7 protein-coding genes are annotated in these 16,797 nt (G+C 62.3%); 6 read left to right on the forward strand and 1 reads right to left on the reverse strand.

The window, feature by feature from the left end; all coding sequences use genetic code 11:
* Window positions 1-105: 105 nt before the first annotated feature.
* A complete protein-coding gene (locus CHB65_RS07245; RefSeq protein WP_089384393.1) occupies window positions 106-348 on the reverse strand; it encodes a hypothetical protein in 243 nt (80 codons plus the stop codon).
* 100 nt (window positions 349-448) lie between these two features.
* Here CHB65_RS07245 and CHB65_RS07250 point away from each other — a divergent pair, with 100 nt between their 5' ends.
* The 6 genes from CHB65_RS07250 to CHB65_RS16810 all read left to right on the forward strand — a co-directional run bounded on the left by CHB65_RS07250 (window position 449) and on the right by CHB65_RS16810 (window position 16,514).
* Window positions 449-1,330: a homing endonuclease associated repeat-containing protein gene (locus CHB65_RS07250; protein WP_089384394.1), complete on the forward strand. Its 882-nt coding sequence runs from the start codon at window positions 449-451 to the stop codon at window positions 1,328-1,330.
* Window positions 1,331-1,646: 316 nt separating this feature from the next.
* Window positions 1,647-5,453 (forward strand): BGTF surface domain-containing protein, encoded by a 3,807-nt coding sequence (locus CHB65_RS17610; RefSeq protein WP_281251558.1) that lies wholly within the window; start codon window positions 1,647-1,649, stop codon window positions 5,451-5,453.
* Window positions 5,454-5,983: 530 nt separating this feature from the next.
* Window positions 5,984-8,707, forward strand: coding sequence for a BGTF surface domain-containing protein (locus CHB65_RS07260; protein WP_143420359.1), 2,724 nt, complete (start codon window positions 5,984-5,986; stop codon window positions 8,705-8,707).
* A 237-nt stretch (window positions 8,708-8,944) separates the two neighbouring features.
* Window positions 8,945-10,444, forward strand: coding sequence for a DUF7282 domain-containing protein (locus tag CHB65_RS07265; RefSeq protein ID WP_089384397.1), 1,500 nt, complete (start codon window positions 8,945-8,947; stop codon window positions 10,442-10,444).
* A gap of 231 nt (window positions 10,445-10,675) precedes the next feature.
* Window positions 10,676-12,112, forward strand: coding sequence for a PGF-CTERM sorting domain-containing protein (locus CHB65_RS07270; protein ID WP_089384398.1), 1,437 nt, complete (start codon window positions 10,676-10,678; stop codon window positions 12,110-12,112).
* 2,572 nt (window positions 12,113-14,684) lie between these two features.
* Window positions 14,685-16,514 carry a hypothetical protein gene (locus tag CHB65_RS16810; RefSeq protein ID WP_143420360.1) on the forward strand — a complete coding sequence of 610 codons (1,830 nt, stop codon included), beginning with the start codon at window positions 14,685-14,687 and terminating at the stop codon, window positions 16,512-16,514.
* The last annotated feature ends 283 nt before the right edge of the window (window positions 16,515-16,797 follow it).

Here is a 16,797-nt window from a genome sequence, read left to right on the forward strand (position 1 = left end):
CGTGAGTACGTCGCGGCTCTCGAATCGCCCGCCGGTCACGGTGGCCGGCGACCCGACCGCGGATTCATCCCCTTTTTCGGCGACACGCGCTTTGTAAGCTGCTGGTCAGGGTCGTCGGTGAATCGCGTCGGCCGAGAGGTCGTTTGCCATCGTCCGGGGGTCGATCGAACGTCGGGGTGCATCGAGGTGATCACCACGTGCCGGCGTACGGCTGTTCACCGCTGGCGTATTCGATCCGTTCGCCCGTCCCGGCTGGCTCTCCGTCCGTTCCCCGGTCGCTTGGCCGTCCGTCCGTTCCCCGGCCGCTTGGCCGTTCGTCAGCTTCCCGCGTGGTACTGTGAACAGCATTTTCCTCACACGCGCGTGCGAGGGCGCGAGGGAGCGCGAGCGTCCGCCCGGCCGGGCGTGCGGGTATCAGTTTATTTCCTCCCGCGTGTTCCGGATCGGTATGCGGTATCGTGACGAGGAGCTGCTCGATGGGATCCGGGCGGTGGCCGACGAGGTGGGTCGCCGGCCGACGCTCAAGGAGTATCGCGAGCGGGGGCCGCACGGCGTGTCGACGCTCTTCGCGCGGTTCGGATCGTGGCGGGGGGCGGTGGCGGCGGCCGGGTTCGACCCGCGGGAGCCGACGAACGAGGTGTCGGTCGAGGAGCTACTCGCGGAGATCGAGCGGCTCGGGGAGACGAAGGGGCGGCGGCCGACGGCGGTGGAGATGGACCGGGAGGGGGCGTACGCGGTCGCCACGTACCGGCGGCGGTTCGGGACGTGGAGCAACGCGGTGGAGGCGGCGGGGTACGAGCCGATCCGGCTCGGGCGGGCGACGGACGACCAGCTCCTCGCGGAGTTACGGCGGGTCAACGGGGTGTGTGCGGACCCGCCGCCGAGCTTTACGCAGATGCAGCGGTTGGGTGTGTATGCGCCGCGGACGTACGTGCGGCGGTTTGGATCGTGGCGGGCGGCGGTAGAGGCGGCGGGGTTCGAGCCGCGGGGGGTGGCCGGGCGGATCCCGCGGGGGGAGCTGCTCGCGGACCTGCATCGGGTGTGTGAGCGGGTGGGTCGGCGGCCGACGGCGGCGGACGTCCGCGAGCATGGGGCGTATGCGCTCGCGACGTATCAGCGGCGGTTCGGGTCGTGGTCGGCGGCGCTGGAGGCGGCTTTCGGGGCGGATGGCGACACGTTGGCGGGGGATGACGATGCGATCGGGCCGGAAGACGGGCGGATCGACTCTGAAGCCGACCCAACCGATCCAGAAGACGATCCGACCGACGCCGACGACGAACCGGCAGAAACCGCCGTAGAGGGCCGTAAGCGTGACGGTCCGGCGGAGTAACCTCCAAGCCGCTTTATATACTCATCTACTTCGCTCGACTCAGTTCCGCAGGATCGTCGATCGCCGAAAACGGGCGTCTCACGTGCGTCAGACGCTTGGTAACGATTGACACGATCACCCCTTAATCACACAAAGTATTTATAACCGGCCCTGTAGGTTTCGAGTGTACCCCTACCCAAGTGGCAGGAGATGAGTATCCCTCGGACCGAGTCCGGCCGTACCCCTGATGAATGAATTGGTGCCGTATGCGACGATCGGGCGTGGCTCGAAGGTCAGGAGAAAGCTGCTGTCGCGGTACAGAAAAACGAAACTAAACATGACACGCGACAATAACGAAACACGAAAGAAGGCCAATGCGGTCTTCTTCTCGGTTATCATGGTTGTATCCATGGTGGCGATTGGCTTTGCCGGCTTTGCCGGTGGGGCCGCCGCGGTTTCATCCAACGCCGACAACGTCGACATCGAGTACGACGAAGTCGAAGACGGCGATGAAATCGTTGAAGGTACAGGTGTAGATCAAACCGAACTTGCTGAGTCTCCTGATCTTTCGTACACGGTCAGTACGGATCAGGAAGATGAAGGCGATGCATTTGCTGGAACTGACGAAGTCGCCTTCGTCATCGAAATTGAGGACACAGAATATGTTCTCGAAACACAGGAAGGAGATCTTGACGACCTCCATAACGAGGATGTTACTGGAGAATTCACCGCAGCAGCAGACGCCATTGAGGACCTAGATGGCGACGATGTTGGCGATTATGATCACCGTATTGTGATCGTTGACGAGACTCAAGAATCAAGCACAAACTTTGAGGACTTGGAGGAACTCGACTCTGCCGTTACGGATGACACCGAGGATGAGAACGAGTTCACCAGCGAGACGCTGACGCTCAGCATCCTTGAAGAGCCTGACCTGCAGGTTACGGATCTCGATGCACCGTCCGAAGTCCAGCCTGACTTCGACATGACGGTCACTGCTGAGATCACCAACGAAGGTGGGGCTGACGCTGATGCTGACGACGCGTCTAACGACATTGAATACAACTTCAATGACGACACCGATGAACTCTCGCATGGTGACGACGGTGGTATCGAGCACCAAGACCTGCGCGAGGATAACATCGAAGGCGGCGAAAGTGTCGAAGTTGAATTCAATTACGCCGATCTTCTCGGAGAGGGGACGTACTTCCACTCTGTAACGACTGGTGACGACACTGATGGCCTGTCGACCAGCGTGGAGGTCACGTCTGAGGCAGAAGAAGAGCCTGAGGAAGTCGAAGAGACCGGCGTCGAATACGCTCCTGACCGCCCGTGGACTGGCCAGGACGTCTACGCATACGGTGAGCCGATCAACGACGCTGGCGAGGAAGAATACGACCTCCGTGAGGTCGATGACTTCGACGACGGCATCGTCGACTCCAGCTCGTTCGTTGAAGAGCTCGACTCCCAGCAACTCATCTTAGAGGGTGAAGATGCGTCCGACGCTGATCAGCGTATCGCAGACATCATCGAGGCACGTGATGACGAAGCTGACATCGAGCATGAGGACTGGGTCGTCGAAATCGACACCGACGGTCTTGACTCGAGCGACTTCTTCCTCCGCGGTGGCGACCTCGAACGCAACCCTGTTGAGGAAGAAACCTTCGAAACCCGTATCATGGATCTCGACACCGAGTTCGACGATGATACGGTTTCTGACACCGGCGGCGACGCGCTGACGGACCTCGACATCGACTCCAACCGTGGCACCTACACGCTGAACGCCAGCGCTGGCGGTGACCTTGACGACTACGAACTCTTCGGCATCCTCGTCGACGACGACGAGACCTTCGAAGACTACGGATTCGACGCCGACACTGACCTCGAAGAGATCCGCGATGACGGCGATCTCGAGGACCTCGTCGACAACATCCGTGAGGTAGGCGACACCTCGACTGAAGATGAGGTCGAGGACGCAGTCATCGGCGTTGACGGTGTTGAAGATCCCGAGACGTTCGGTACGTTCAACGTCTTCCTCTACGATGAAGACGAAGACCAAGACGACCTCGATGGTGACGAACTCGTTGGCCTGTTCGGTAACCAGGACCTCGACGAGGAAGTCAGCTTCAAGGACGTCGACGATGACGACTACGAGTTCCTCTTCGAAGGCTTCGACACCGACGCTGAGGACACTGCAGAGATAACTGTCGAAGACGTTGACGACGCTGAACTCGAGTTCGTCGACGGTACGGTCGACGTCGCACAGGGTGGCGTCGCTGGCATCACCGTCGGTGCGAACGAGGCTGCCGACTCCGGTGTCCTTGTCATCGGTGAGAAGGAGGACTTCGGCTACCAGATGAACGTCTCCATTGACGAGTTCAACGAGGAGACTGACGAGATCACCGTCTACTTCAACACCTACGCGGCTGGTACGACCGGCCACGATGTTGGTGTTGACGACGACACCATCGTCTGGGTTGACGAAGACGACGAAGACGAAGGCGCTGAGATCAGCTTCGAAGATTACGGTGATGTTGACGAAGGGACCGAAAACGACGGTGGAGAGTCCTTCGACACCAACACGCTTGACTTCATCCTGAGCGACGGTGACTACGACATGCAGGTCCTCGCTGAGGAGGACTACGAAGAAGCAGTCGACGATCCGGATGACGTCGGCTCGCTGCTCATCGAAGACCGTGACGAACACCAGGTGAACACGTGGACGGCATCGGACGACACGTTCGATGACATCGAAGACGATGTCGACGATGTCTTCGCAGGCATCGAAGCCGGTAACGTCACCGAGCGCGACCTCGTCGCGCAGGAAGACGTTATCATCCACGAGCTTGGTTCGAACACCGGCCTCGATGGCGTCTTCGCCTACATCGAGCGGTCTGACGCCGAATTCGCAGACTTCGTGACGCCAGTCACCGATGATGATTTCGGTCAGGGCGACTTGAAGGACTCTGGCGATGCTGACAACCTGTTCGAGTTCAACAACGCTGAAGACGCTGGCGACGATGAGAACCAGCGCGCCGCACGCTTCCGCATCCGCGAGACGCGTGCCAGCGCTGGTCCGAACGTCGACCGCCGTGTGATCGGCGGCTCCAGCGAGGACGGTCTCTCCGCGCTCGAGGAAACGGACATCTCGTTCATCACCAGTGATGGTCAGAGCGAGGCGTTCGTCGCCATCGAGACCGAGGACTGGGACGACGACGAAGATAGCCCGTTCATCGGCCAGGATGAAGAAGAACTCGATGACGAAGACGACTACGAGTTCAACACCAACATCCGACTTGAGGACAACTGGCTCCTCGAGTTCGACGATGAGGACGACGACGATCTCTCGGACCTCTTCCAGACCGCTGACTCGACGTACGACGTCGAGGAGCGAACTGGCGAGTTCGAGCAGGACCCGTACAACGCAACGCCAACTGACGGCTTCGAGTTCAACGCCGACACGAACATCGCGCCTGGCACCGAAATTGACATGCGCGTCCGTTCGTCCGGCGACACGCGTCCGTCGTTCATCATGACCGACGACGACCTCGAAGTCACGCAGGACGAGGACGTGACCGGCACGTTCAACCTGAGCGACACGAACGTCGGTGACACCTACGACCTCGAACTGCGCGGCGGGGACTACCCCGACGACGTTGAGGCCGAAGGTGAAATCGTCGACGAAGTCGTTGAGCCTGCCGTCTTCGAGGTCGACGATCTCGACCCCGCAGAGGCAACCGTCGATGAGGGCGACCTGATCGACGTCTCCGCGACCGTCACCAACACCGGTGGGGAGGAAGACACGAAGGATGTCGAACTCCGCATCGACGGTGACACCGTCGAGACCGAAGAGCTCGAGCTGGACGTTGACGAGGACGCCACGGTCGAGTTCACTGACGTGGACACGACCGGCCTCGACGGCACGTTCACCCACAGCGTGTGGACCGAGGACGACGAAGCTGAAGGCACGTTGACCGTCGAAGTCGACGACGACGAACCCGACGTCGATGACGACGACGACGTCGACGTTGACGACGACGACGATGTCGACGACGTCGACGACGACACGCCCGGCTTCGGTGCCATCGTGGCACTCGTCGCGCTGCTCGCCGCCGCGCTCCTCGCGACCCGCCGCCGTCCCTAACACGGACGACAGCGAGTCACGAGACGCGCGACACGCGGGCTGACGCGAGTCAGTCCACTTCGGTTTGACCACCGGCCCACCCGGGCCGGTCCCCTTGCGGTATTTTTATCGGACCCACCCGGTGAGCGACGGCGATCCGCCACCGCCGTGAACGCCGATGCCACCGCATTGAACGCCGACGCCACCGAGTGAACCGACCGCGCTGTGCGGGCTCCCCCGTCTGGACCCGACCGTCTCTTCACGTGTGCACGCCTGCGAAGACACGTGCGTAAGTATATAAGGGGACGATTCGGTCAAAAAGCTAACCAGTAGATAGAGGGTCTGAGAAGGCTGGTATCGACGTTCTAGCGGATATACACGATAGAGAAAGTACTTATAAACACCCGGCATCGGTTCGGCTGTACCCCTACCCAGGGCCGCAACGCGACGCACCGTTGCCGGAGTCAGGGACCGTTCGTTCCGAACGACCGGGAGCCGCTGGCTCGGCGACCACGAACGCGCCGCTGTGGTCGTGAAACCCAACAGCAACCATGACCCGAACACACAACCATACGCGCACGAAGGCCGTCTCGGTCTTTTTCAGCGCCATCATGGTCTTCTCCATGGTGGCGGTCGGCGTTACCGTCACACCCGCGGCGGCATCGCCAGCCATCGACTCGTACGACCCGGAAAACCCATGGCAGGGACAGGCGGTCACCGCGACCGTGGACGGCCTCGACCCCGGTGACGAGGTCGACCTCCGCCGCGTGACGGACACGTCGAACGGCGGCAGCACGGTTTCCTCCAGCACGTTCATCGAGGAGCTCGACGTCGAGGCCGACAACGGCGACCGCGTCGTCCGCATCGACACCGACGACTTGGACAGCGGGGACTACTTCCTGAGCGGAAGCGGCCTCTCATCGACGCCGAGCATGGACGACACCTTCGAGGTGCGGATCCAGCGCCTCGACGCCGCGTTCGACGACGACGTCGTCACCGACTTCGGCGCGGACTCCGAGACCGACCTCGACATCTCCTCGAACCGCGGCACCTACACGCTGAACGTCAGCGCCGACGGCGACCTCGACTCCGAGGAACTCTTCACGATCTTCGTCGACGCTGACTCGGAGAACCACCCGGCGGGGGATAACTCGATCCGGGAGGATCTGATCGATCCGGACAACGACATCGACGACCTCGGTGACCTCTACGAGGCGATCCGTGCCGGTACCTACGACGGCGAGTTCGACACCGCGGACGACGTCACTTCGGGCGACATCTGGGGCGAGTTCAACGTCTTCCTGTACGCCGAGGGCAAGGACGACGACCTCGACCACGACGAGAAGATCGGTCTCCACCGGATCACCGACCGCGAAGAGGCGGTCGACTTCGACGGAATCGACGGCGGCGACTACGAGTTCCTGTTCGAGGTAACCGACACCGCCGCCGAGGCGACCGCGAGCATCACCGTCGACGACGTCGACGACGCGGAACTGAGCTTCGTCGACTCGACGGTCGACGTCGCACAGGGCGGCGTCGCCTCGATCACGGTCGAGGCCAACGACGCGGCCGACTCCGGCCTGCTGGTCATCGGCGAGATCGACGACTTCGGCTACCAGCTGAACGTCACGATCGAGTCGTTCAACGACGACGATCGGATCACGCTCTACTTCAACACCTACACGGCCGGCACGAGCGACGACGGTGACGGAACGGACCTCGAAGACATCATCTGGGTCGATGAGGACGACGCCGACGAGGATGCCGCGATCGACTACAGCGAGACGGAGGAACACGAGGACTCCGATACCCTCGAGTTCATCCTGAGCGAGGGCGACTACGACATGTCCGTCATCGCCCTCGGCGACTTCGACGATGCCGTCGACGACCCCGATGACGTCGGCTCGCTGCTCATCGACGAGCGCGAGACGACCGGGCTGAACGTCTGGACCGCCGCCGCCGACACCGTCGACGACATCGACGCGGTCGACGACGTCCTCGCCGGCGCGGAGGCCGGCAACGTCACCCAGCGCGACCTCGTCACCCAGGACGACTGGGCCATCTTCGAACTCGACGCGACCGGCCTCGACGGCATGTTCCAGTACGCCACCGATAACGGCGGCCTGAGCGCCATCACGAACACGAACAACGCCGCCGACGACACGCTCTTAGCACAGGAGGAGAGCGACCGTGCGGCCCGCGTCCGGCTCCGTGAGACACGCGCGAGCGCCGGACCAAACGCCGACCGCCGGCTGGTCGACTGGGAGCAGGCCGACTACGAGATCATCACGACGGCCGGACAGTCCACCGTCTTCATCGCGGTCGACACTGACAGCTGGAACGACGACCATGACGTCTTCGATCCCGGCGCGGCGCTCGATGAGGAGGACGACTACGAGTTCATCATGAACGTCCGGATCGAAGACGAGTGGCTGCTCGAGTTCGACGAGGAGGAGGATGACGACCTCGACGATCTCTTCCAGACGATCGAATCGTCCTTCGACGTGGAGGAACGGACGGGGCAGTTCCGGCATGACCCGTATGAGGTGACCGCGACCGAGGACGTCGAGATCGTCGCCTCGACGAACGTCGCACCCGGGACGGAACTCACCATCCGCGCTCGCTCCAGCGGCGACACCCGCCCGTCGTTCATCATGTCCGACAGCGACCTCGTGGTGACCCAGAATGAGGACGTGACCGGCACGTTCGACTTCAGCGGCAAGAACGTGGGCGACACGTTCGACCTCACGCTCCGACCGACCGGTCAGTTCCCGGACGATGTCGAAGCTGAGGGTATCGTCGTCGACGAGATCGACGCGACAGCCGTCTTCGAGGTCAGCGACCTCGACCCCGCGGACGCTGACGTGGAACTCGGCGACGTGATCGACGCCTCCGCGACGATCACCAACACCGGTACCGAGGACGCGACGAAGGACGTCGAGGTCCGTGTCGACGGCGACACGATCGCCACCCAGGAGATCGAACTCGAAGCCGGTGAGGACGTCACCGCCGAGTTCGAGATCGACACGTCCGACCTCGACGCTGGCGACTACACCCACAGCGTCTGGACCGAGGATGACGAGGAGACCGGCTCGCTCACCATCGTCGACCCCGACGCTGACGACGACGATGTCGATGACGCCGACGACGCTGACGACGCCGACGCTGATGACGAGCCTGCCGATGTCGACGACGACACGCCCGGCTTCGGCGTGCTCGTCGCCCTCGCCGCGCTGCTCGCCGCGGCGCTGCTCGCGGTCCGCCGTCGTTCCTAACCCGGACGACTGCGGAACACAGGACGCGCGACGCACAGACTGACGCGAGCCGATCCATTTCGGTTTGACTACCGGCCCACCCGGGCCGGCCCCCGTGCGGAATTTTTTATCGGACCCACCCGGCGAGTGACGACGTTCACGCCTCCGCACACGACGCACGCGGCCGAGCACACGGACGCATCGTTGAAGACAGCGCACGGACGCATCGTTGAAGACGATCCATCCCTTGTGACGTCTATGAGGCCTTCCGGCCCACCGAACCCCTCCCGAGATCGCCGAGCAACCACCTCACGCCGTCCAGACGATCCACCGGGCGGTCGACGTTCTGAGGACCCACCGGACGGTCGACATCCCGACCGGCTCGATGACCGGTCGGCCACAGCCGGAACGCCGACACCGAGCCGCCGAGGGCTCCTGACGGGTCTCGGGACGGTCGCCGTCCTCGGATCGACGGCCGCGTCCGCCGCCGGGGACGACGCCGTTCGGCTCCGGCTCTCCGCGGTCGGCTCCACGGCTTGGGAGGCCGAGAGCGAGGACGACCCCGCGGTCGTCGCGACCGACGGGGAGAACCCGGAACTCCGGTTCGCGGTCGACACCCGATACGTGGTGGAAAACCCGTCGTTCCGGCCCCACCCGTTCGAGCTGCAGGATGCGGACGGGGAGCCGCTTCTCAGCCAGGACGCCGGCGGCCGCTTCGAGGACGCCCCCGACGTCGACTGGAGCGACGACGGCGAGACGATGTCGTTCACCGTCACCGAGTCGCTGGCGGCCGACCTCGACGGATACGTCTGTACCGCCCACTCCCGCATGTCGGGATCGGTCGGGACACATCCCGACGACCGACCGGAAGCGAGCGTCACCTTCGATGACGGCTGGACCCCCGGACGAACGGTCCGAGTTGCGGCCGCGGAGCTTGAAGACGGCGGCTACCTCCGGGTCCACGATCCGGACGACGACACCGGGACCCGTGGCGTGACCGAGCCGCTGTCGGCCGGCCGTCACGAGGACGTCAGTATCGAACTCGACTCATCGCTTTCGGGGCCGACGACGCTCGCGGTCACCGCGCATCTGCAGACGACCGAAGAGGCGTTCACGTTCCCCGACGACGGCGACGGGCCGTATCTCGATTCGGACGACGACCCGGTGACGGTCACCGCGACGGTCTCGCCCATCGCCTACGATGACCCCGAGGGACGGGTTTCGATCGAGCGCCCGGAGCCGGACGCGACGGTCGAACCGACGGTCACGGTCGCGATCGACGTCGACGGATTCGATTTCGCTGTTCCCGATACACCTCCGGCACCGGACCGTGGGGGCTTCGTCGTCCTCGTCGATCGCGACCCGGTTTCACCGGGCGATCAGGTCCCGGAGGCCGACATCGCCGCCCGGATCGACGATCCGGAGGCGACCGCGGAGCCCACGCTCGATCCCGGGGACCGAACGGTTCGCGTTCAAGCGGTCGATACCGAGCGACGGGCGTTCACGCTGACCGACGACGTGGCCGTCACGGTCGCCGATGACGACTCGGTGGACGCCGACGACGTGTCGGATGACGACGATTCCACGGACGATGGCGCCCCGGATGAAGACAGCACGGGAGAGGACACCACGGACGACGACGGAACCGACGTCGACGCGCCCGGCTTCGGCGTCGGCGTGACGCTCGGTGCGCTCGGCGGAGCGGTCGCATATGCCTATCGACGCGTGAAGGGCGTGAGCGACGACGGTACCGAGTGACGCCGGATGTGAGCCGACGGGTGTGAGCGTCGACGGGCATGAGCGTCGACGGGCATGAGCGTCGACGGGCGTGAACGATATCGGGTGTACCTACATTGGCCTCCGACGCTGGGAGCGCCTCCCGTCGGATGGAACTGTCGTTCCGCCCATGATTGGGCGTCGGCCGACCGCCAGAGTGACAGCGGTGTCGCCGAGTAGTTCTTATTTACCCGGTTCATTCGGGCAGCACCGATGTCGACACGATCCACCCCGATCCTCGCGGTCGGGGCCACGCTGCTTGCGACGGTCATGCTGTTGTCCGTCGTTGCGATCCCCCTCGCCGGCGCCGCCCCCACCGCAGCCGCACCGTCCGATACGACCACCGCCGCGCTCGACGGCACACAGACGGCCGCATCCGTCTCGCCGCCGCCGGTCGAGCGAGGTGGCGTCGACGCCGCGCTCCGCTCCGGCGGACTTCACTTCGCCGGTCAGGAACTCGGCGCGGCTATCCCCGAGGAGGTCACCGACGCCGAGGCGGTCGAGCTCCGTCGGTATGACCGCAGCGCCGACCGGGCCGGCTCGTTCGTCCGCGAGTACGGCCTCGATGACGACCGCTCGCTGCGGATCGCGACGGGTTCGCTCCGCGGCGAGTACGTCCTCGTCCCCGACGGCGACCGCTCGCAGGCGATCCGGTTCGGCTCCGACGGCGTCGCCACCGAACTCGTCGACGCGCGGGACGCCCGCCCGTTCGAGGTCGCCCACCAGTCGCTCCGCGTCGAGTGGGGCCAGGACCGGATCACCACCGCCGATGACGACGTTGACCTCGAGATGCGCTCGAACCGCGCGCGCTACAACCTCAACGTGAGCGCCGACGGCCTCGATTATGCGGACTTGGAGAACCTCTTCCGCGCCGGCGGGGCCGCGGACAACCCCGACCCCTACGAGGACCGCCAGCCGTTCGCCGTCGACGGCGTGGTTCACGACGCCCACGCGGACGAGGACGTTCTCGTGCTCCGCGGCCTGCGCGACGGCTCACTGACCGCCGACTTCACCGAGATCGACGCGGGCGACTATCGGTTCACGTTCGAGGTGACCGACACCGGGGTGACCTCCGGTGCGCCCGTCGGCGACGACGACGCCGACGATCCGCCCGCGGCCGACCCCGCGTTCTTCAACGTGACCGCGCTCGATCCCGCGGCCGCGACCGTCGCGCCCGGGGACCCCCTGACGGTCTCGGCGACGGTGACGAACATCGGCGGGACGGAGGCGACCCAGACCGTCGAGCTCCGGTTCGGGAACGAGTCGATCGCCACCGAGGAGGTGTCTCTGGCCCCCGACGAGGACGAGACGGTCTCCTTTGACGTCGACGCGCCCGACACGCCCGGCACCTACGTCCACGCGGTCCATTCCGCGAACGCCAGCGTCGCCGGCGAGCTTATCGTCGAGGAACTCGAGGCCGACGACGCAGACGACGCCGACGATGCGGCTGACGTCGATGATGACGCCGACGACGCGGACGACGCGGACGACGCGCCGACCGATGTGGATGACGGTGAGGAACCGGTCGATGACGATGCGCCCGGCTTCGGCGTGCTCGTCACACTCGGCGCGCTGCTCGCCGCCGCACTGCTCGCCGGACGCCGTGTGACCCGCCGCGATCGCCGCGACCGTCGCGACCGTCGCGTCTGATCCGCGTCGCCCCCGCTGACGCCTTTTTTGCCGTCCCATGATGGGTGGCTCTCCAGACATCGCGACGCGTCGCGAGCGTCGCGGGCGCGCCGCGCGTCACCGCGAGTATATAAACACTCGTGGGCGGAACCGACCGTTTTTGCCGCCGGCGTCGGCCGGCCGTTCGCCGGGCGGCCAGTCGGTGATGTTTCGGCCGGCTGGTAGGCGGTTCGGCGGTCGGTCTTCCCGTGGCGGTCTGGAGGGTGATCGTGGCGTCATCGGTCGATTTTCGATCGTTTCACCGGCGGCGACACTGTCCGTGATTCGAAAGCTGCGTGTTCGGAACTCACTTATATACCCGATCGACTCGCTCCGCGTGCGTTCCACGACCGCCGACCGACGGTATTCGTGACGCCCGCCGGCTCCCATCGCGTGTGCCGATCCTCGGTCCGGTCGGATGTGGAAGGAGATGCCGACCATGTCGTTCGAATCCGCACGCCGTCGCCGTATCGTTCTCACGATCACGCTCCTCACCGCCGCCTCCCTGATCGGTGTCGGGATGTTTTCAGCGGTTGGGGTAGGGTCACAAGATTCTGAGATTAAAATAACGAACACACCGGAGCCAGAGCCGCTGACGTCCGGTGACACTACACATTATATCGGAGATGTTAGAATCAACCTGGACAATGACTATCCCGATACTCATGATATGATCCATCTCCATCTCGGTCTTCCCAACCTAGCTGATGGAGATGTTTCAATCGAATCAGCCGAGCTCAAATCTGCCTCCGTTAGTGGTGGGACGATATCCGACGCTTATGTCTATTCTATTGATGAAGACGAGCATATTTTAGGCATTTCAGTCGATGTTTCGGGATCCGACACCAGCGTTGAGGTCCGTGATTTAAAAATTGACGGAATTAAGCTTGATCAGGTAGATCAATCCCAGAAACTGTCATATAAAATCGTAGTCACAAAAGAATATTCACCTGAACTATCTACATCACCTAGTTCTGTGTCTCAATCTACCAGTTCCTCCGACTTCCCTGTATATTTCTCCCAATTTGATGTCTCCGATCAGGGAACCGTCTCTAGTACAATAAAGTCTGATCGGACATTGTCGTTTCCGTCCATCACCGTTTCTGATTTCAGTTCTAATGTTGATGTAAAACTGCTCGCAACATACGACAGGGATGGAAAAACGAAGAAAGCGGGTGGTAAAGAGGTGGATCAGAAGTCCATAGCCGATTCGACCTCTGTCACTGTTCCACTAGATGATTTTTATTGGTATCCTGGCCACATTAGAATCAGCGCGATTCCCCAATCAGAATTTGAAGATACTGATCTCGATGGATCCAGTGTTCCTGAGGATTTAGTGAATGCTCAAACTGAGACAGCAGAAGCTTCGGTATATGAAGGAAGAGTTGGGTTCAATGATATAGAACGAGATGTCTCAATCTCGGATTATATCGAAATCCAGGAGGCTAGTCTAGAGGGAGCTTCTGGAAAGGATCATCCATTCGTTGTAGCATTATATAAATCAGATACTGAAGATTACCACCCAGAAGACTTGGTCGGTAGTTCAGATGTACTTGTCGGCACGAATGAAAATATTCCTCTCAAATTACGTGATCGTGAAGACAATGCGTTGGCGATTTCGGAAAGTGGAGAGTATGTTGCTGTTCTACACTCTGTTTCGTCAGAGGTTGATGAAGGTGATTATGTTCCACCAAATAGCGATACTCTAATAAAGAACTCAGATGAGCACTCCGGTTTTGTTGATGGAGGTATCGCTGACGCTGCCAGCATTTCAATACGATCTGGTGGAACGAGCGGAATAAACACAGATAGAACGTTTACTACTGACGAAGATATTCCTGACGTCGTATTTAAGGGACAATCTTTCTCCTACCCTGCATCAGATGTCGACAGATCCATTGGTCTTTATCAAGTTAAAAACGACAATGAACCATCTAAGGTTTATTCGGAACTGCCTGAAGGTGAAGGGTTGTTTGCGAAGTTTGAGACTACAGGACTTGATTCTGGAACCTATTATTTGGACGATGGATATGTTCAGAGCGAGACTTTCTCTATAAAAGAGAGCAACACTGATTACGATATAAATGATGTTTATATTAATCCACGTAACTCACTCACATCAGTACTGACTATCGACAACTCAGACAGAGACGGTTTTGTCTCTGAGATTCAACTCCTAGATAGTAATTCTGAACCTATTCCGTCATCCAAGATAGTTGATGTTTTTGCAAACACAGATGATTGGAAGACTGTATCTGAAGAAAAACAATATTATACTGATGAGAACTTCGATGAACTTGATCGTGGTGAGATATACGGTGATCGTCACTTAGAAGATAAGTATCTCCTGTTTGACGGCGGTCTGTATCTTTTTAACCCTACTGGGTCTGTTAGTCTCGACTTTAGTTCACTTGAATCGGGAGAGTATCAACTCGTAACTAGTGACTTTGATGCAGATCGTGAAGTTATCTCAAAAATAAATGTGGCGGATTTTGAGGGAGATAAGGCATTTTTCACAGAGCCAATACCATCTGCTTCTCAGGGGGATATCTTTGTGCAAGATGTCTACGTTCCAGACTCGACGAGTGACGCCCGACTCCATCTCTCACACGACGAGTACGAGGCGTCGGTCGCGCTCGATCTCCCCACGGCGGAGCCGGTGACGCTCGGGGTGAACACCTACGCTGCCGGTCATCCGGATCACGGGGACGATTTCGTGACCGTTCTCGACGGCGAGGGGAGCGCCACGCTGCTCGATCAGCCGACCACGGACGACCTCCTCGCGCCGGGCGAGTACGACCTGACGGTTCAGGCCACCGCCGACGGCGACCCGGACGACGGAATGACGCTCACCCTCGACCCCCGCGAGACACGGTCGCTCACGGCGTTCACGAGCGACACGCTGACCCCCGCGGATCTCTCGGATCCCGAAGCCGTTGCGGCCGCCCGCGAGACGGGGGCCCTCGAACCCGCGGACACGGTCTCGGAGGACGACACCCTCGTCTTCGTGGCGAATGCGACCGGGCTCGACGGACTCCTCGACGCCGGTGGCCCGATCGACGGGGTGGACGACCTCGCGAGTCACGAGGGCCTCGCCGTCGAGCTCGTCGCCGAGCCCGACACGACGGACGATCCTCCACGTGCGACGCTCACGGACGACGCGCTCGCGAGCGCCTCGACGGCCGGCGTGGCCGACGACCGGTTCCACGCGGCCATGCGCTTTGCGGACATCCCCTTCGAGAACGGCACGCCGGACGCCGACGCCGAGCTGCGGCTTTCGGTCGCGGTCACCGACGATCGCGTCCGGACGACGAACGAGCCGTTCGAGGCCGACGTGACCGACGACCCGGACCTCGTCTCGACGACGCTCATCCACGCCGGCGACCCATCGGACGGCGAGGATTCCGATGTGGACGACGGATCGGTGGACGACGGATCGGCGGACGACGAATCGACGGACGACGGGTCGACGACGGGCGGATCGGGCGGTGGCTCCGGCGGCGGATCGACGGGGAGTTCCGGCGGAACGAGCGGGAGTGACGACTCGACGCCCGAGGGTGCCGATGGTGACGAGACGGGCGACGAGGAGGCGACGGACGGCGACACCGAGGGTGACGACGCCGAGGACGGTGACGACGACGTGGCGATCGATGACGATGATCTCGAGTCCTTCATCGAGAACGTGACGGATGCCGGGGATCCAGAGAACGTGACGGCCTTCGCGAACGCCACGGACGCGGAGAACGTGACGGCCCTCGCGAACGCCACGGACGCGGAGAACATCACCGAAATCGCGAACAGCACTCACATTGAGAACGTGACTGACGTGGAGAACGTCACGGACCTCGCGAACATAACCGCTGCACTGGGCGTTACCGACACGGATGCTGAGGATGACGCAAGTGGGGGCGGCGGCGCGGCCGGTGGCGGTGCGGCGGGCGGCGCGGCCGGTGGCGGTGCGACGGGCGGCGCGGCCGGTGGTGGTGGCGGTAGCTCCGGAACGGACCGGTTGGGTGGTGGTGCCGCCGGCGACCCCGACGGACCGCCACCCATCGAAGGGACGGTCCACGCACGGTCGCTCCCGCCACACGTCGCGTCCGTGGCGGGTATCGATCTCGACGCCTACCGCGACGATGTGGCCGGTTCTCCGAGGCGGCCCCCGGTTCCCGGCTGGGACGGGATCCATGCGGACTCCGCCGACGAGGGAGGATCGGACGATGACGGCGTGATCTCGCTTTCAGATCTCAACCGTGTCGACCGCGACGGGGACGGCTCCGGCTGGATCACGGCCGATGAGGTTCCCGGATTTGGTCCCGGACAGGCCGTGCTCGCGCTGGCGCTCACGCTGTTTTTCGGTCGGAGCGTCCTTCGACGACAACAATAGGCAGTCGTGTTGTGAGGCGGACATCGATAGGCACTCGTGTTGTTTCTTTCACACGTATTTCCACAATAAGCTTATATACGAGTGGCTCAAAAGTATCATCACCGGAGCGTCCATCCCCCCCCCTTCCGTCCCCCGGTTTCGCTCCGGTGGTCACGTCGTGTCCGCCCGCTCGGGCCGTCGATTACGGCGGGTCGATCCGGCTGGCACGACCGACACCCTTTGTCGACGGCACATTCTGCCCGCGAGCGGCAGCGCTCGGCGGGGTCGGTTAGATCGGCCGGGG

The organism is Halorubrum vacuolatum, from assembly GCF_900188065.1.
GTDB classification, from domain to species: Archaea; Halobacteriota; Halobacteria; order Halobacteriales; family Haloferacaceae; genus Halorubrum; species Halorubrum vacuolatum.